Origin of the sequence: Escherichia sp. MOD1-EC6098 (assembly GCF_002965865.1) — a bacterium.
Classification (GTDB): Bacteria; Pseudomonadota; Gammaproteobacteria; order Enterobacterales; family Enterobacteriaceae; genus Escherichia; species Escherichia marmotae.
Genome location: NZ_PTSN01000026.1, coordinates 16,703 through 33,034, shown reverse-complemented (window position 1 = coordinate 33,034; position 16,332 = coordinate 16,703). Strand labels below are relative to the sequence as shown.

19 protein-coding genes and 1 other RNA gene are annotated in these 16,332 nt (G+C 51.0%); 13 read left to right on the top strand and 7 right to left on the bottom strand.

Features of this window, described 5'->3' with window-relative positions:
- Positions 1–131: 131 nt before the first annotated feature.
- On the top strand, positions 132–476 hold the full coding sequence (gene bamE, locus C0K55_RS21820; RefSeq protein ID WP_001203438.1) for an outer membrane protein assembly factor BamE: 345 nt from the start codon (positions 132–134) through the stop codon (positions 474–476).
- Positions 477–532: 56 nt separating this feature from the next.
- On the opposite strand, the gene C0K55_RS21815 is transcribed toward bamE, so the two are convergent.
- A complete protein-coding gene (locus C0K55_RS21815; protein ID WP_001117829.1) occupies positions 533–823 on the bottom strand; it encodes an RnfH family protein in 291 nt (96 codons plus the stop codon).
- Positions 813–1,250: a type II toxin-antitoxin system toxin RatA gene (gene ratA, locus C0K55_RS21810; RefSeq protein ID WP_010376629.1), complete on the bottom strand. Its 438-nt coding sequence runs from the start codon at positions 1,248–1,250 to the stop codon at positions 813–815. Before ratA ends, C0K55_RS21815 begins: the two co-directional genes overlap by 11 nt.
- Positions 1,251–1,420: 170 nt before the next feature.
- On the opposite strand from ratA, the gene smpB reads away from it, so the two are divergent.
- The 8 genes from smpB (at position 1,421) to csiR (ending at position 10,720) form a co-directional block, all read left to right on the top strand.
- Entirely contained in the window at positions 1,421–1,903 is a 483-nt protein-coding gene (gene smpB / locus C0K55_RS21805) for an SsrA-binding protein SmpB (RefSeq protein WP_000162574.1), read from the top strand.
- Between the two features lie 215 nt (positions 1,904–2,118).
- Positions 2,119–2,481: a transfer-messenger RNA gene (gene ssrA, locus C0K55_RS21800) on the top strand.
- A gap of 776 nt (positions 2,482–3,257) precedes the next feature.
- Entirely contained in the window at positions 3,258–4,235 is a 978-nt protein-coding gene (glaH, locus tag C0K55_RS21790; RefSeq protein WP_061090544.1) for a glutarate dioxygenase GlaH, read from the top strand.
- Positions 4,236–4,254: 19 nt separating this feature from the next.
- Complete coding sequence (lhgO, locus tag C0K55_RS21785; RefSeq protein WP_061090545.1) at positions 4,255–5,523, top strand: L-2-hydroxyglutarate oxidase; 1,269 nt, start codon at positions 4,255–4,257, stop codon at positions 5,521–5,523.
- Positions 5,524–5,545: 22 nt separating this feature from the next.
- Complete coding sequence (gabD, locus tag C0K55_RS21780; protein WP_001516915.1) at positions 5,546–6,994, top strand: NADP-dependent succinate-semialdehyde dehydrogenase; 1,449 nt, start codon at positions 5,546–5,548, stop codon at positions 6,992–6,994.
- 13 nt (positions 6,995–7,007) lie between these two features.
- Positions 7,008–8,288, top strand: coding sequence for a 4-aminobutyrate--2-oxoglutarate transaminase (gene gabT / locus C0K55_RS21775; protein WP_001516916.1), 1,281 nt, complete (start codon positions 7,008–7,010; stop codon positions 8,286–8,288).
- A gap of 351 nt (positions 8,289–8,639) precedes the next feature.
- The gene (gabP, locus tag C0K55_RS21770; RefSeq protein ID WP_000531675.1) at positions 8,640–10,040 is read left to right on the top strand and encodes a GABA permease; all 1,401 of its coding nucleotides are present in this window, start codon (positions 8,640–8,642) and stop codon (positions 10,038–10,040) included.
- Positions 10,041–10,060: 20 nt separating this feature from the next.
- Positions 10,061–10,720, top strand: a complete 660-nt coding sequence (csiR, locus tag C0K55_RS21765) for a DNA-binding transcriptional regulator CsiR (protein ID WP_105266789.1) — start codon at positions 10,061–10,063, stop codon at positions 10,718–10,720.
- A 3-nt stretch (positions 10,721–10,723) separates the two neighbouring features.
- Here the strand turns inward: csiR and kbp are convergent, their stop codons facing one another.
- Both kbp and C0K55_RS21755 read right to left on the bottom strand, forming a co-directional pair.
- Entirely contained in the window at positions 10,724–11,173 is a 450-nt protein-coding gene (gene kbp, locus C0K55_RS21760; protein WP_000522431.1) for a potassium binding protein Kbp, read from the bottom strand.
- 83 nt (positions 11,174–11,256) lie between these two features.
- Positions 11,257–11,415: a YqaE/Pmp3 family membrane protein gene (locus C0K55_RS21755; protein WP_000508177.1), complete on the bottom strand. Its 159-nt coding sequence runs from the start codon at positions 11,413–11,415 to the stop codon at positions 11,257–11,259.
- A 182-nt stretch (positions 11,416–11,597) separates the two neighbouring features.
- Here C0K55_RS21755 and C0K55_RS21750 point away from each other — a divergent pair, with 182 nt between their 5' ends.
- Together C0K55_RS21750 and C0K55_RS21745 are read left to right on the top strand one after the other, a co-directional pair.
- Positions 11,598–11,897, top strand: a complete 300-nt coding sequence (locus C0K55_RS21750; protein ID WP_016262450.1) for an ArsR/SmtB family transcription factor — start codon at positions 11,598–11,600, stop codon at positions 11,895–11,897.
- A 9-nt stretch (positions 11,898–11,906) separates the two neighbouring features.
- The gene (locus tag C0K55_RS21745; protein WP_001229434.1) at positions 11,907–12,431 is read left to right on the top strand and encodes a rhodanese family protein; all 525 of its coding nucleotides are present in this window, start codon (positions 11,907–11,909) and stop codon (positions 12,429–12,431) included.
- 46 nt (positions 12,432–12,477) lie between these two features.
- On the opposite strand, the gene stpA is transcribed toward C0K55_RS21745, so the two are convergent.
- Positions 12,478–12,879, bottom strand: coding sequence for a DNA-binding protein StpA (gene stpA / locus C0K55_RS21740; RefSeq protein ID WP_000115376.1), 402 nt, complete (start codon positions 12,877–12,879; stop codon positions 12,478–12,480).
- A 666-nt stretch (positions 12,880–13,545) separates the two neighbouring features.
- Between stpA and alaE the strand changes: the two genes are divergently transcribed.
- Positions 13,546–13,995, top strand: a complete 450-nt coding sequence (gene alaE / locus C0K55_RS21735; protein WP_000492662.1) for an L-alanine exporter AlaE — start codon at positions 13,546–13,548, stop codon at positions 13,993–13,995.
- 36 nt (positions 13,996–14,031) lie between these two features.
- On the opposite strand, the gene C0K55_RS21730 is transcribed toward alaE, so the two are convergent.
- A complete protein-coding gene (locus C0K55_RS21730; RefSeq protein WP_000281311.1) occupies positions 14,032–14,376 on the bottom strand; it encodes a DUF2002 family protein in 345 nt (114 codons plus the stop codon).
- A gap of 150 nt (positions 14,377–14,526) precedes the next feature.
- Between C0K55_RS21730 and C0K55_RS21725 the strand changes: the two genes are divergently transcribed.
- The gene (locus tag C0K55_RS21725) at positions 14,527–14,856 is read left to right on the top strand and encodes a DUF883 domain-containing protein (protein ID WP_000483312.1); all 330 of its coding nucleotides are present in this window, start codon (positions 14,527–14,529) and stop codon (positions 14,854–14,856) included.
- Between the two features lie 55 nt (positions 14,857–14,911).
- Here the strand turns inward: C0K55_RS21725 and pdxR are convergent, their stop codons facing one another.
- Positions 14,912–16,246, bottom strand: coding sequence for a MocR-like pyridoxine biosynthesis transcription factor PdxR (gene pdxR / locus C0K55_RS21720; protein WP_016249104.1), 1,335 nt, complete (start codon positions 16,244–16,246; stop codon positions 14,912–14,914).
- Positions 16,247–16,332: the final 86 nt, after the last annotated feature.

Sequence of the window (16,332 nt, the reverse complement as noted above, 5' to 3'; positions counted from 1 at the left end):
CGGTCAGAGTAGACAGCAAAACGCCGTAAGACCCGACAGCAAAAGGTTTTAAAGTGACGAAAGGTCTATTATCATCGGCATATTACAGATGAGCCACGTACTGCTCGGGCCCGAAAAGGAATCAAATCACTATGCGCTGTAAAACGCTGACTGCTGCCGCAGCAGTACTATTGATGTTGACCGCAGGCTGTTCCACTCTGGAGCGAGTGGTTTACCGTCCTGACATCAACCAGGGGAACTATCTGACCGCTAACGACGTATCCAAAATACGCGTTGGCATGACGCAACAACAAGTTGCGTACGCATTGGGTACACCGCTGATGTCCGATCCATTTGGTACGAATACCTGGTTCTATGTCTTCCGCCAACAACCAGGTCATGAAGGTGTAACGCAGCAAACGCTGACGCTGACCTTTAACAGCAGCGGTGTGTTGACCAATATTGATAACAAACCCGCACTGAGTGGCAACGAATAAAATTTGCTGTTTATAGCGATCAAAAAGGTGCTCGCTGAGCACCTTTTTTCTGCCTGCTATTTATTCGCTGACTTCTCTGCCCGCTGCCTGCGAAGCTCTTTCGGATCGGCAATCAATGGTCGATAAATCTCTACACGATCGCCATCGCGCACGATATCACTCAGTTTTGCCGGACGACTGTAAATGCCGACTTTATTTTTAGTTAAATCGATATCTGTACGCAATTCCAGCAAACCGCTGGCGCGAATCGCCTCTTCAACCGTCGCTCCCTCCTGCAACATCACACGTTGCAGGTACTGCTTCTCTGGTAACGCGTAAGCTACCTCAACGGCAATTTTACCTGGCACTATAAACCTCTTTTGCTCGCACAGTGAAAGCTTGCACCATATTAGTCGCCAGCTCTTTAAACACGCGACCAAAGGCGAGTTCAATCAGCTTATTAGTAAACTCAAAATCGAGATGAAACTCGATACGGCACGCCTCCTGGCTCAGCGGCGTAAACTTCCAACCGCCGATCAACTTCTTGAACGGCCCATCAACCAGATTCATGAGGATACTTTGGTTACTGGTCAACTGATTCCGGGTAGTAAACGTTTTGCTGATCCCAGCCTTAGAGACATCTACCGCAGCGGTCATCTGCCCAGGAGTGGACTCCAGAATCCGACTTCCGGTACAACCCGGCAAAAACTGAGGATAAGACTGAACGTCATTCACTAACTGATACATTTGCTCCGCGCTGTAGGGTACGAGTGCGGTCCGGCTAATTTGAGGCATAACAAATTCCATCAACAAAAAACCAACAAATAATATCATTTATCCTGCTGTAAAAAAAACGCTATCCCGGCACTGGGTAACATCGGGTTCATGCTAAGATAGAGCCTTGTCCCCCGCAGGATTAATATGGGGTGTTTTCGATTTCAGATTACCGATGATTCACGACGCTTATGACGAAGAAAAAAGCACATAAACCTGGTTCAGCAACCATAGCGCTCAACAAGCGCGCCCGTCACGAATACTTTATTGAAGAAGAGTTTGAAGCGGGACTCGCCCTGCAAGGCTGGGAAGTTAAATCCCTGCGCGCAGGAAAAGCCAATATTAGCGACAGCTATGTTCTTCTGCGCGACGGAGAAGCATTCCTGTTTGGCGCAAATATCACGCCGATGGCTGTGGCTTCCACGCATGTGGTGTGCGATCCTACTCGTACTCGCAAGCTACTTCTCAACCAGCGCGAACTGGACTCATTGTACGGTCGCGTAAATCGTGAAGGCTATACCGTAGTGGCGCTCTCCCTGTACTGGAAAAATGCCTGGTGCAAAGTAAAAATTGGTGTCGCGAAAGGTAAGAAACAACACGATAAACGTTCTGACATCAAAGAACGTGAATGGCAGGTGGATAAAGCACGTATCATGAAAAACGCTCACCGTTAAACCTACATAACATATACTGATCAGCCCCTCACCGCGCCTCCCCTCTCCGGTGGCGCGAATGAACATCTTGTTGATAATCATATTTAGCACAGATGTAGTCATCCCCATGCTTAATCGAATAAAAATCATGCTACGCAGGCGCTAAATCCTTGACGATGTCGCCATTGGGGCTGGTCATGGCGCTCACAAATCTGGTATACTCACCGTTACACATTGGGGCTGATTCTGGATTCGACGGGATTTGCGAAACCCAAGGTGCATGCCGAGGGGCGGTTGGCCTCGTAAAAAGCCGCAAAAAATAGTCGCAAACGACGAAAACTACGCTTTAGCAGCTTAATAACCTGCTTAGAGCCCTCTCTCCCTAGCCTCCGCTCTTAGGACGGGGATCAAGAGAGGTCAAACCCAAAAGAGATCGCGTGGAAGCCCTGCCTGGGGTTGAAGCGTTAAAACTTAATCAGGCTAGTTTGTTAGTGGCGTGTCTGTCCGCAGCTGGCAAGCGAATGTAAAGACTGACTAAGCATGTAGTACCGAGGATGTAGGAATTTCGGACGCGGGTTCAACTCCCGCCAGCTCCACCAATCATGATTAGACGGCGTAAGAACAACACCAACAAAAACAGGAAGTTAGCAGTCTCAGCAGGACACCGACCAGACGGTGAGGAGACAAAAAAGGATACGCAAAGGAGCCGCGGCTCTTTAGTGACATAGAAGTCCGCTTATGCGGGCTTTTTTATTTTTTCATCTGCTTAATTTGGCTGTGCTTCATCTATCCCCTCAACAAGCACCATTCTTTTCGTTCACAGCTTCCATATATCAACCAGCCACGAATGCCTTTCAGCCATAAAAAATGAATGTCTGTTATGAGCTCTGAGTTCAACGGGTCGATGCAACGCTATCCTTAATCAAGGAGGACGTTGCTCTTCTGAAATGCAAAAGGGGCTCTAAATGTGAATGGCACGATTATGCGGGATACTTACATAATGTATGGAGACTACGCATTATTCTCTCCCCTGCCAAACAGGTGAAGAACTAAAACTCACCTGTTTACAACAGGTTATTTCAAATTAACTCAATCGTGTATTAAATCGCAGGACACGTTTGTTTTGAAGTTTGAAATCACACCCAATACTCACCTCCTATAACCATCACTAACTTATTATTTTAAATAATTATTTCTCTAAAAAAGCATCTATAACTCACCTCACCATATGTTAATAAAATATTGTTTTTGATCACAATAAGAAAACAATATGTCTCTTTTGTGCGCATTTTTCAGAAATGTAGATATTTTTAGATTATGGCTACGAAGTGAGCATCGCCATGTCACCCTACATCTCATAAGAGGATTGCTTCTGATGAATGCACTGACCGCCGTACAAACCAATACTGTCGATTCAGGCCAGGACTATAGCGGATTCACCCTCATACCGTCGGCGCAATCCCCGCGTCTGCTGGAACTCACCTTCACCGAACAGACGACCAAACAGTTTCTCGAACAGGTTGCCGAGTGGCCCGTGCAGGCGCTGGAGTACAAATCGTTTCTGCGTTTTCGGGTGGGCAAAATTCTCGACGATCTGTGTGCAAACCAACTACAGCCGCTGCTGTTGAAGACGTTGCTAAACCGCGCTGAAGGTGCGCTGTTGATCAATGCGGTAGGTGTCGATGATGTGAAGCAGGCGGATGAGATGGTGAAGCTGGCGACGGCGGTGGCGCATCTGATTGGTCGCTCAAATTTCGATGCGATGAGCGGTCAGTATTATGCGCGTTTTGTGGTGAAAAATGTCGATAACTCAGACAGCTATCTGCGCCAGCCGCACCGCGTGATGGAGTTGCATAACGACGGCACCTATGTCGAAGAGATCACTGATTACGTGCTGATGATGAAAATCGACGAACAAAACATGCAGGGCGGAAATTCGCTGCTGCTGCATCTCGATGACTGGGAACATCTGGACCACTTTTTCAGCCACCCGCTGGCGCGCCGTCCGATGCGTTTTGCCGCACCGCCAAGTAAAAACGTCAGCAAAGATGTCTTCCATCCGGTGTTCGACATCGATCAGCAGGGGCGCCCGGTGATGCGCTATATCGACCAGTTCGTCCAGCCGAAAGACTTCGAAGAAGGCGTATGGTTGAGCGAGCTTTCCGACGCCATTGAAACCAGCAAAGGCATTCTGTCTGTCCCCGTTCCCGTTGGCAAATTCCTGTTGATTAACAACCTGTTCTGGCTGCACGGTCGCGACCGCTTTACCGCGCATCCGGATCTGCGTCGCGAACTGATGCGCCAGCGTGGCTATTTCGCTTACGCCACTAACCACTACCAGACGCATCAGTAAGCGCAAAGGAATTGAGCGGATGTATGATTTTGTGATTATTGGCGGCGGCATCATCGGCATGTCGACCGCCATGCAACTGATTGATGTCTATCCGGACGCCCGCATTGCGTTGCTGGAAAAAGAGTCCGGCCCGGCCTGTCACCAGACGGGCCACAACAGCGGTGTGATCCATGCCGGGGTCTATTACACGCCCGGCAGCCTGAAGGCGAAATTTTGCCTGGCGGGAAACCACGCCACCAAAGCCTTTTGCGATCAAAACGGCATTCGCTACGACAACTGCGGCAAGATGCTGGTCGCCACGTCCGCTCTCGAAATGGAACGGATGCGCGCGTTGTGGAAACGCACGGCGGCGAACGGGATCGAGCGCGAATGGTTAAACGCCGACGAACTGCGCGAGCGCGAACCGAATATCACCGGGCTTGGCGGTATTTTTGTGCCGTCCAGCGGCATTGTCAGCTATCGCGAAGTGACGGCGGCGATGGCGAAAATCTTCCAGGCCAGAGGCGGTGAGATTATCTATAACGCCGAAGTCAGCGCGCTCAGTGAGCATAAAAACGGCGTGGTGATACGTCCCCGTCAGGGCGACGAATATGAAGCATCGACGCTGATTAGCTGTTCCGGACTAATGGCTGACCGGCTGGTGAAAATGCTCGGCCTCGAACCGGGCTTTATCATCTGCCCGTTCCGTGGCGAGTATTTCCGCCTTGCGCCGGAGCATAACCAGATTGTTAACCATCTGATTTACCCCATCCCCGACCCGGCGATGCCATTTTTGGGCGTTCATCTCACCCGGATGATCGACGGCAGCGTGACCGTCGGGCCAAACGCGGTGCTGGCTTTCAAACGCGAAGGCTATCGCAAGCGCGACTTCTCATTTAGCGACACGCTGGAGATTTTGGGCTCTTCGGGGATTCGCCGGGTGCTACAAAACCACCTACGCTCAGGACTGGGCGAGATGAAAAACTCGCTGTGCAAAAGCGGCTATTTGCGGCTGGTGCAAAAGTATTGTCCCCGGCTTTCGTTAAGCGATCTCCAGCCCTGGCCCGCCGGTGTGCGGGCGCAGGCGGTATCGCCGGACGGCAAGCTGATTGACGATTTTCTGTTTGTCACCACCCCGCGCACGATCCACACCTGCAATGCGCCCTCCCCGGCAGCGACATCAGCAATTCCTATTGGTGCGCATATTGTCAGCAAGGTACAAACGCTGCTGGCAAGCCAGAGTAACCCCGGACGCACGCTGCGAGCGGCACGTAGTGTGGATGCCTTACACGCCGCATTTAATCAATAACCTTTGAAAACAGGATGTAGCGATGAAACTTAACGACAGTAACTTATTCCGCCAGCAGGCGTTGATTAACGGGGAATGGCTGGACGCCAACAATGGCGAGGTCATCGATGTCACCAATCCGGCGAACGGCGACAAGCTGGGTAGCGTGCCGAAAATGGGTGCTGATGAAACCCGTGCCGCTATCGACGCCGCCAACCGCGCCCTGCCCGCCTGGCGTGCGCTCACCGCCAAAGAACGTGCCACCATTCTGCGCAACTGGTTCAATTTGATGATGGAGCATCAGGACGATTTAGCGCGCCTGATGACCCTCGAACAGGGCAAACCGCTGGCTGAAGCGAAAGGCGAAATCAGCTACGCCGCCTCCTTTATTGAGTGGTTTGCCGAAGAAGGCAAACGTATTTATGGCGACACTATTCCCGGTCATCAGGCCGATAAGCGCCTGATTGTGATCAAGCAGCCGATTGGCGTTACTGCGGCCATCACGCCGTGGAACTTCCCGGCGGCGATGATTACCCGCAAAGCCGGTCCGGCACTGGCGGCAGGCTGCACGATGGTGCTGAAGCCCGCCAGTCAGACGCCGTTCTCTGCGCTAGCGCTGGCAGAGCTGGCGATCCGCGCGGGCATTCCGGCTGGCGTGTTTAACGTGGTCACCGGTTCGGCGGGCGCGGTCGGTAACGAACTGACCAGCAACCCGCTGGTGCGCAAGCTGTCGTTTACCGGCTCGACCGAAATTGGCCGCCAGTTAATGGAACAGTGCGCGAAAGATATCAAAAAAGTGTCGCTGGAGCTCGGCGGCAACGCGCCGTTTATCGTCTTTGACGATGCCGATCTCGACAAAGCCGTGGAAGGCGCGCTGGCCTCAAAATTCCGCAACGCCGGGCAAACCTGCGTCTGCGCCAACCGTTTATACGTGCAGGACGGCGTGTATGACCGCTTTGCCGAAAAATTGCAGCAGGCGGTGAGCAAACTGCAAATCGGTGATGGACTGGAAAAAGGCGTCACCATCGGACCGCTGATCGATGAAAAAGCGGTAGCAAAAGTGGAAGAGCATATTGCCGATGCGCTGGAGAAAGGCGCGCGCGTGGTTTGCGGCGGTAAAGCACACGAACGCGGCGGCAACTTCTTCCAGCCGACCATACTGGTGGACGTTCCGGCCAACGCCAAAGTGTCGAAAGAAGAGACGTTCGGCCCCCTCGCCCCGCTATTCCGCTTTAAAGACGAAGCCGATGTGATTGCGCAGGCCAATGACACCGAGTTTGGCCTTGCCGCCTACTTCTACGCTCGTGATTTAAGCCGCGTCTTCCGCGTGGGCGAGGCGCTGGAGTACGGCATCGTCGGCATCAATACCGGCATTATTTCCAATGAAGTGGCCCCGTTCGGCGGCATTAAAGCCTCGGGTCTGGGTCGTGAAGGTTCGAAGTATGGCATCGAAGATTACTTAGAAATCAAATACATGTGCATCGGTCTTTAACTGGAGAACGCGAATGAGCAGCAATAAAGAGTTAATGCAGCGCCGCAGTCAGGCGATCCCCCGTGGCGTCGGGCAAATTCACCCGATTTTCGCTGACCGGGCGGAAAACTGCCGGGTGTGGGACGTTGAAGGCCGTGAGTATCTTGATTTCGCGGGCGGGATTGCAGTGCTCAACACCGGGCACCTGCATCCAAAAGTGGTTGCAGCGGTGGAAGCGCAGTTGAAAAAACTGTCGCATACCTGCTTCCAGGTGCTGGCTTACGAGCCGTATCTGGAGTTGTGCGAGATTATGAATCAGAAGGTGCCGGGCGATTTCGCCAAAAAAACGCTGTTGGTCACCACGGGTTCGGAAGCGGTGGAAAACGCGGTAAAAATCGCCCGCGCCGCCACCAAACGCAGCGGCACCATCGCCTTTAGCGGTGCGTATCACGGGCGCACGCACTACACGCTGGCGCTGACCGGCAAGGTGAATCCGTACTCTGCGGGTATGGGGCTGATGCCGGGCCATGTTTATCGCGCGCTTTACCCTTGCCCACTGCATGGCATCAGTGAAGATGACGCTATCGCCAGTATCCACCGAATCTTCAAAAATGACGCTGCGCCGGAAGATATCGCCGCCATCGTGATTGAGCCGGTTCAGGGCGAAGGCGGTTTCTACGCCGCGACGCCAGCCTTTATGCAACGTTTACGCGCGCTGTGTGACGAGCATGGGATCATGCTGATTGCCGATGAAGTCCAGAGCGGCGCGGGACGTACCGGTACGCTGTTTGCGATGGAGCAAATGGGCGTTGCACCGGATCTCACCACCTTTGCGAAATCGATCGCGGGCGGCTTCCCGCTGGCGGGCGTCACCGGACGTGCCGAAGTGATGGACGCCGTCGCACCAGGTGGTCTGGGCGGCACTTATGCGGGTAACCCGATTGCCTGCGTGGCGGCGCTGGAAGTATTGAAGGTGTTCGAGCAGGAAAATCTGCTGCAAAAAGCCAACGATCTGGGGCAGAAACTGAAAGACGGGTTGTTGGCAATAGCCGAAAAACACCCTGAGATCAGCGATGTGCGCGGGCTGGGGGCGATGATTGCGATCGAGTTGTTTGAAAATGGCGATCACGACAAACCGGATGCGAAACTCACCGCCGAGATCGTAGCGCGTGCCCGCGATAAAGGTCTGATTCTTCTCTCCTGCGGCCCTTATTACAACGTACTGCGCATCCTTGTCCCCCTCACCATTGAAGATGCTCAGATCCGTCAGGGTCTGGAGATCATCAGCCAGTGTTTTGCTGAGGCGAAGCAGTAGCACCGCACCATGCCGGAGGCGACGCTTTGCGTCTTGTCCGGCCTACGGGAATCCAGGTCGGATAAGGCGTTTACGCCGCATCCGACATTCGGCGCACCATGCCGGAGGCGACGCTTCGCGTCTTGTCCGGCCTACGGGAATCCAGGTCGGATAAGGCGTTTACGCCGCATCCGACATTCGGCGCACCATGCCGGAGGCGACGCTTCGCGTCTTGTCCGGCCTACGGGAATCCAGGCCGGATAAGGCGGAGCCGCTCTCCGGCAAAAAGAGTTAATAACAATTAAACGCGTGACCCGACGCGGGAAATGTCGGGGCGCTCTCCCAAGTGACACACTTTCGAGAGGATTCAGGATGGGGCAATCATCGCAACCACATGAGTTAGGCGGCGGGCTGAAATCACGCCACGTCACCATGTTGTCTATTGCCGGTGTTATCGGCGCAAGTCTGTTTGTCGGTTCCAGCGTCGCTATAGCCGAAGCGGGTCCGGCGGTATTGCTGGCCTATCTGTTCGCCGGATTACTGGTGGTTATGATTATGCGAATGCTGGCGGAAATGGCGGTTGCTACGCCCGACACCGGCTCCTTTTCCACCTATGCCGATAAAGCCATTGGCCGCTGGGCGGGCTATACCATCGGCTGGCTGTACTGGTGGTTTTGGGTACTGGTTATCCCGCTAGAAGCCAACATTGCCGCCATGATCCTGCATTCATGGGTTCCCGGTATTCCCATCTGGTTATTTTCCCTCGTTATTACCCTCGCCTTAACCGGAAGTAATTTATTAAGCGTCAAAAACTACGGCGAATTTGAGTTCTGGTTAGCGATATGCAAAGTGATTGCTATCCTGGCGTTTATTTTCCTCGGTGCAGTGGCGATTAGCGGTTTTTATCCTTATGCCGAAGTGAGTGGTATCTCAAGATTATGGGATAGCGGCGGCTTTATGCCGAATGGTTTTGGTGCGGTATTAAGCGCGATGCTTATCACCATGTTCTCGTTTATGGGCGCGGAAATTGTCACCATCGCGGCAGCAGAATCCGACACGCCGGATAAACATATTGTTCGCGCCACCAACTCGGTTATCTGGCGTATCTCTATTTTCTATTTGTGTTCTATTTTTGTCGTCGTGGCTCTCATCCCGTGGAATATGCCAGGACTGAAAACCGTGGGTTCCTACCGTTCCGTGCTGGAGCTGCTGAATATTCCGCACGCAAAATTCATTATGGATTGCGTTATTTTGCTATCAGTGACCAGTTGCCTGAACTCAGCGCTGTATACCGCCTCGCGAATGCTTTACTCACTGAGCCGTCGCGGTGATGCACCTGCAGTAATGGGCAAAATCAACCGCAGTAAAACACCTTACGTGGCTGTATTACTCTCGACCGGTGCGGCGTTTTTAACGGTGGTGGTGAACTATTACGCGCCTGCGAAAGTGTTTAAATTCCTGATCGACAGCTCCGGCGCCATCGCCCTGCTGGTTTATTTAGTCATCGCCGTTTCACAATTGCGGATGCGTAAAATTCTGCTGGCAGAAGGCGGCGAAATTCGCCTGCGCATGTGGCTTTATCCGTGGCTTACCTGGCTGGTGATTAGCTTTATTACCTTTGTATTGGTGGTGATGTTATTCCGTCCGGCACAGCAACTCGAGGTCATTTCCACCGGCTTATTAGCAATAGGGATTATCTGTACCGTGCCAATTATGGCGCGCTGGAAAAAGCTAATAATGTGGCAAAAATTACCCGCGCATAATACGCATTAACGTTGAGCTGGAGTCACACCATGACCATTACGTCTCTGGATGGCTATCGCTGGCTGAAGAACGATATTATTCGCGGTCATTTTCAGCCGGATGAAAAACTGCGAATGAGTTTGCTGACGTCGCGCTATTCACTCGGCGTCGGGCCGTTGCGGGAAGCCCTTTCGCAACTGGTAGCGGAACGACTGGTCACGGTGGTGAATCAAAAAGGATATCGGGTGGCGTCTATGTCAGGGCAGGAACTGCTCGATATTTTCGATGCCCGCGCCAATATGGAAGCGATGCTGGTGAGTCTGGCGATTGCCCGTGGCAGTGATGAATGGGAAGCTGACATTCTCGCGAAAGCACATTTGCTTGGTAAACTGGAAGCCTCTGACGCCAGCGAGCAAATGCTTGATGAGTGGGACCAGCGCCATCAGGCATTTCATACTGCGATTGTGGCTGGCTGCGGTTCCCACTATTTACTACAAATGCGCGAGCGTTTGTTTGATCTGGCGGCACGCTACAGATTCATCTGGCTGCGGCAAACAGTGCTTTCAGTAGAAATGCTGGAAGATAAACGCGATCAGCATCAAATTTTAACCGACGCTGTGCTGGCGCGAGATACTGCGCGCGCCAGTGAGTTAATGCGTCAACATTTGCTGACGCCGATTCCAATTATCCAGCAGGCGATGGCGGGATAACGATCACTCTTCAGGAATACGCAAAACCTGCCCTGGATAAATTTTATCCGGGCTTTTTAGCATCGGTTTATTCGCTTCGAAGATTTTATTGTAGAGATTGGCGTTGCCGTAAACCTGTTTGGAAATGGCACTCAGGGTGTCGCCAGACTTAACGGTATAAAACTGGCTGGCAGTTGCTGGCGTCGCCGTTTTTACCTGATCGTCCACGCTGGCAATACCGGAAATATTCCCCACTGCAACAAGGATTTTTTCCTTCGCTTCCTGACTTAAGCCGTCACCTGTGACTGTCGCTTTACCATCGACAATCTGAATATTCACTTTATCGGCATCGGGAATACCGGTTTTGTTCAGATGCTCTTGCACCTTCTTCGCCTGATCGTCTTTATCATGCTGACCGGTGACGGTATCCCAGAGCTTTTCTCCTGCCTCTTTCACAAAATTGAACAGACCCATAGCTACCTCATTCGTTAATGGAAACACTCAGAAAGTGTAGCAGAGGAACGCGGCGCGTTTACGCCGCGTGGGTGAGCAGAGGATTAATCGCGGGTTTGCACCCAAAAAGCATGAATTAAACCAGGAATATAACCAAGCAACGTCAGCAGGATATTAATGATGAACGCCCAACCAAATCCTTTACCTAACAGCACGCCGAGCGGTGGCAAAATGATGGTGATGACGATTCTCCAGAAACCCATATTTACTCCCTATAAGAAAATTAATCATTGTTTAAAAAGAGATTTCACCTCTTAAGCGTAGTGATTTTAGCGGAGCCTGGCCGTTTCAGCCTACGCTTTTACCCTCATTTACGCTGCTTACGCTGGTATACGTTGCATTTTTAGTTTAGAGTTTACTTAATTTAGCAAATACTTAAATAACTATGACTGAACTAGCCCAACTACAGGCCAGTGCCGAACAGGCCGCGGCCTTGCTGAAAGCGATGAGTCACCCCAAACGGCTGCTGATTCTATGCATGCTTTGTGGTTCACCCGGCACCAGCGCCGGTGAACTGGCTCGCATTACCGGACTTAGCGCCTCTGCAACGTCACAGCATCTCGCTCGTATGCGTGACGAAGGGCTTATCGACAGCCAACGGGATGCGCAGCGCGTTCTTTATTCGATAAAAAATGAGGCGGTAAATGCCATTATCGCCACCCTGAAAAATGTCTATTGTCCGTAAGGAGTGACCATGGCTTTGACAACAATTTCGCCGCATGACGCACAAGAATTAATCGCACACGGTGCAAAGTTAATCGATATTCGCGATGCCGACGAATACCTTCGTGAACATATTCCAGAAGCCTCTCTGGCACCGATATCTGTGCTGGAACAGTCTGGTCTCCCGGCAAAATTACGTAGCGAGCAAATTATATTCCACTGTCAGGCGGGAAAACGAACCAGTAATAATGCGCAAAAATTAGAAGCGATTGCCTCCCCCGCAGATATTTTTTTACTGGAAGGCGGAATTGATGGCTGGAAAAAAGCAGGATTTCCAGTAGCTGAAAATAAATCCCAGCCTTTGCCATTAATGCGTCAGGTGCAGATCGCTGCTGGTGGTTTAATATTAATCGGCGTCGTACTGGGTTATGCCGTTAATAGCAGCTTCTTCTTATTAAGTGGATTTGTCGGTGTTGGATTAATGTTTGCAGGAATCAGCGGTTTTTGTGGGATGGCAAGGCTGTTAGATAAGATGCCGTGGAATCAGCGAGCTTGAGTAACGACGCCGGACGCGCCATCGTGGCGACATCCGGCAACAGTGATTAGATCAGGAAATCGTCGAGAGATTTACCTTCTGCCAGAGCCTGAGCGATCGGCTTCGGTGTACGCCCCTGACCGGTCCAGGTTTTGGTTTCACCATTAAAATCGGTGAATTGGTATTTCGCCGGACGCGGCTGGCGTTTTTTACCTGCACGCGGTGCAGCAGTATTATTACCAAATAACTCTTCCGGATTAATTCCGTCAGCCTTCATCAGCTCCAGCCAGGTGCTAATTTTCTCCTGGCGCTCAGCCAGTTCACGCTGCTGCTGTTCTTCTTCTTCACGTCTTTCTTTAGTGACAACCCTGAATTTTTCGAGCATTTCTTCAAGAACGTCAATGGAGAATTCGCGAGCCATCGCACGAAGGGTGCGGATGTTATTTAAACTTTGTAACATTACAGACATAATAAAGAAAACCTTTTAACGCCAAAACAAAAAAGTATTTCGCCGCGTAGTGTAAGCGATCGTTTATTATATTTCCACAAAATTTAATCTATTTACAATCGCCAGTGATATTATTTCAAGCGTTATTTCCAGATAGATTAATAATTATTTCAGATTATATATTAGCCATTTAGCTTAGTCATTCCAGCCATTAGCAAATAGTCAGGTGCTCTCTGTCTCATCGACACTGATGGCAAATCAACAACCTCCGCATAAATATACAGAAAAAACGAATAAAACAACAATTCAACACCTAAAATTTTATGCTGGCATTAGTCGCTTTAAGTCGCTAAAAATTCCAGATAGAGTAAAAGCGCTACTTACGCCGGATTGCCTACACTTTGCAGCATTACCTCCCTTAGCCTTCCCCGCAGAACATGTCAAAATACCAACATAACAATATGATTTTAAATCATATTATTAGAATAAGCATTTAAAAATCCATAATGTACAAAAAACACGCCATCGCGGAATATTTTATCTACGAAAACAAAATAAATAAAAATTTTTCACTAATTGATTACTTGCATCCAGCGATATACGCTATGCAAAGATGAAACAGGCAGCTCAGAGCACTGCATTCATTTTCATTCATATCCGATTTCGCTTTTATTAAGGAGCATTGGCATGTTCTCACCGCAGTCACGCTTGCGTCATGCAGTTGCAGACACGTTCGCGATGGTTGTTTACTGTTCTGTCGTGAACATGTGTATTGAAGTTTTCCTCTCCGGAATGAGCTTCGAGCAGTCTCTTTACTCCAGGTTAGTGGCAATTCCGGTGAACATCTTAATTGCATGGCCATACGGCATGTACCGGGATCTGTTTATGCGCGCGGCACGCAAAGTTAGCCAGTCTGGATGGATAAAAAATCTGGCAGATATTCTGGCTTATGTGACGTTTCAGTCACCGGTGTATATGGCGATCTTGCTGGTAGTGGGCGCAGACTGGCACCAGATTATGGCTGCGGTCAGTTCAAACATCGTTGTTTCGATGTTGATGGGGGCGGTCTATGGCTACTTCCTCGATTACTGCCGCCGGCTATTTAAAGTCAGCCGTTACCAGCAGGTAAAAGCCTGACTCTTCTTTTCGCGACTGGCAATGCCAGTCGCGTCTTTAATTGGTTTCGCCAAACAAGCCATGCAAATAACGTTCAAGCGCAACACGCGAACTAAAACCATGCGGAATACCGTAATGCTCGTGTCGCTCGCCCGCAAAGTAGAGCGGAAATTGCTGGTAATGATCGCAGGTTTTAATATCAGAAGCGGGTTCTGCCAGCGTCGAACTACGCTCTTTTAATGTTGGATGAATTACCAGTGCGGTACGTCCCATTCGTGCTTCGCGATTAACATAAACATAATGTTCCCCACGGCGGTAACCGTATGCTTTCTGGGTTACCACATCGACGGTAAAACCGACTTTCTCAAGTACGCGAGCTACCTCGTCTGGTCGTAAATACATATTTTATCCTCGTGATTATCTACCGCGGGCCTACCTTACCTGATTGAGCATTCACAACGCTTTCAGAAAAGTCCATAAAGCCGCGATGAGTCTCAGCAAAGAAAATTATGGTCTACACTGAAAATTACATCGAATTCAAAGGGGGATCATATGTTTAACCGACCTAACCGCAACGACGTCGATGATGGCGTGCAGGATATTCAGAATGATGTCAATCAATTAGCTGATAGCCTCGAATCTGTATTGAAGTCCTGGGGTAGCGACGCCAAAGGGGAAGCCGAAGCTGCACGCAGTAAAGCACAGGCGCTACTGAAAGAAACCAGAGCGCGGATGCATGGTCGTACTCGCGTCCAACAAGCCGCACGTGATGCCGTGGGTTGCGCTGATTCTTTTGTTCGTGAAAGACCCTGGTGTAGCGTGGGTACAGCGGCGGCGGTAGGGATTTTTATCGGTGCACTGTTAGGTATGCGCAAATCGTAGTGGAACAATGATAATAAATACACGTCCCTGGCCCCGAAGCCTGACTTCGGGGTTTTTAACTTAAGGCATCGCGTAATTGTTGTGCCACCTGCTGCGCCATGCTTTCGCTAACGATATTGGTAAACGAGAGCAGCAATCCTCCTTTCCCGGTTGACCGAATACGCCAGGTACTTAATGCCTGCACCGCAAGGCCAGCGGCATTAGCTTTACGCGCGTAGGCAATATCATCGCCCATCATGCTGATAACCATCTGGATTCCCCCTTTTTGCGGTACAACCTGAAATCCCTGTTGCGTAAGCGCCTGCTCAATCCACTGCCGACGCTGAGCATAGTGCTGACGCATTTTCTTCAGATGCCTCCAGAAATGCCCATCACGAATGAAATCTGCCAGAGTGTTCTGCCATAGAACAGGCACAGCACATGGCTCCAGCGATGCCTGTTGGCGGAATTGCGCAATCTGCTCCACCGGCACCACCAGCCACGCACAGCGCAGTGCCGGGAAAAGCGATTTGCTAAATGTTCCGGCATAAATCACCCGCTGCGGCGCATCGAGACTTTTCAGCGCCGGTAACGGCTTACCGTGATAGCGGAACTCACTGTCGTAATCATCTTCAATAACCCATGCCTGACTACGCTCTGCCCATTCCAGCACCTGGTGCCTACGCGCCAAAGAGAGCGCAACACCCAGCGGGCTTTGATGTGCCGGAGTGATCAGAGCAAAACGCGCATCAGGATAATTTTGTATTCCGCTTGTGACATCCAGTCCGTTGTCGTCAACAGGCACAGGAAAAACGTTCACACCGTGGCGAGTGACAATCGGACGAATCAGTGGAAAACCGGGATCTTCCATCCACATCCCGTCTCCCGGTTCCGCCAGTGCACGCAAAATTAAGCTCATCGATGCCGCATAACCGTGTGTGATAAATACCTGCTCAGGCTGGCTCTCAATTCCGCGCGAGACACGTAGATAATCAACAATTGCCTCGCGCAACGCCGCCTCGCCGCAGACATCGCCTAACGCCAAATTAAAACGCGTCTGGGTTCGCAGGCGACGGCCCATCACCCGCGCCCACAGCTCACGCGGAAAGAGATCGAGTGCGGGTAATCCCATTTGAAACGGCAACGGCTGCTCGCTTTCACCGGCAAAGACGACGACATCAGAAGATGATTTTTGTGGATGTATCTGTTCGCTGACAAAGGTGCCTGCCTGCCCCCGCCTGACCAGCCAGCCCTGTGCCACCAGCTCAGCATAAGCATTTTCGACTGTGGAGCGAGACACGCCCAGTTCCTGCGACCAGGTTCGGCTGGAAGGTAGCCTTGCGCCAGGTTTCAGTTCCCCTTGCTCAATAGCCGTTTTTAACTGACGGGCGATTTCCTGATAACGCGGCATATGGTCTGCTTTTTTACGTAATTTATGGCTCTCTTTGACAGTCCATTATAGTGCTACATTGCGGGCGTTAATAAGAGGAGAAACTG

Bases quoted from the DNA above. Each gene is read 5' to 3' on its own strand.
- bamE (WP_001203438.1), top strand. From the start codon at position 132: ATGCGCTGTAAAACGCTGACTGCTGCCGCAGCAGTACTATTGATGTTG.
- ratA (WP_010376629.1), bottom strand. From the start codon at position 1,250: ATGCCTCAAATTAGCCGGACCGCACTCGTACCCTACAGCGCGGAGCAA.
- smpB (WP_000162574.1), top strand. From the start codon at position 1,421: ATGACGAAGAAAAAAGCACATAAACCTGGTTCAGCAACCATAGCGCTC.
- glaH (WP_061090544.1), top strand. From the start codon at position 3,258: ATGAATGCACTGACCGCCGTACAAACCAATACTGTCGATTCAGGCCAG.
- lhgO (WP_061090545.1), top strand. From the start codon at position 4,255: ATGTATGATTTTGTGATTATTGGCGGCGGCATCATCGGCATGTCGACC.
- gabD (WP_001516915.1), top strand. From the start codon at position 5,546: ATGAAACTTAACGACAGTAACTTATTCCGCCAGCAGGCGTTGATTAAC.
- gabT (WP_001516916.1), top strand. From the start codon at position 7,008: ATGAGCAGCAATAAAGAGTTAATGCAGCGCCGCAGTCAGGCGATCCCC.
- gabP (WP_000531675.1), top strand. From the start codon at position 8,640: ATGGGGCAATCATCGCAACCACATGAGTTAGGCGGCGGGCTGAAATCA.
- csiR (WP_105266789.1), top strand. From the start codon at position 10,061: ATGACCATTACGTCTCTGGATGGCTATCGCTGGCTGAAGAACGATATT.
- kbp (WP_000522431.1), bottom strand. From the start codon at position 11,173: ATGGGTCTGTTCAATTTTGTGAAAGAGGCAGGAGAAAAGCTCTGGGAT.
- C0K55_RS21755 (WP_000508177.1), bottom strand. From the start codon at position 11,415: ATGGGTTTCTGGAGAATCGTCATCACCATCATTTTGCCACCGCTCGGC.
- C0K55_RS21750 (WP_016262450.1), top strand. From the start codon at position 11,598: ATGACTGAACTAGCCCAACTACAGGCCAGTGCCGAACAGGCCGCGGCC.
- C0K55_RS21745 (WP_001229434.1), top strand. From the start codon at position 11,907: ATGGCTTTGACAACAATTTCGCCGCATGACGCACAAGAATTAATCGCA.
- stpA (WP_000115376.1), bottom strand. From the start codon at position 12,879: ATGTCTGTAATGTTACAAAGTTTAAATAACATCCGCACCCTTCGTGCG.
- alaE (WP_000492662.1), top strand. From the start codon at position 13,546: ATGTTCTCACCGCAGTCACGCTTGCGTCATGCAGTTGCAGACACGTTC.
- C0K55_RS21730 (WP_000281311.1), bottom strand. From the start codon at position 14,376: ATGTATTTACGACCAGACGAGGTAGCTCGCGTACTTGAGAAAGTCGGT.
- C0K55_RS21725 (WP_000483312.1), top strand. From the start codon at position 14,527: ATGTTTAACCGACCTAACCGCAACGACGTCGATGATGGCGTGCAGGAT.
- pdxR (WP_016249104.1), bottom strand. From the start codon at position 16,246: ATGCCGCGTTATCAGGAAATCGCCCGTCAGTTAAAAACGGCTATTGAG.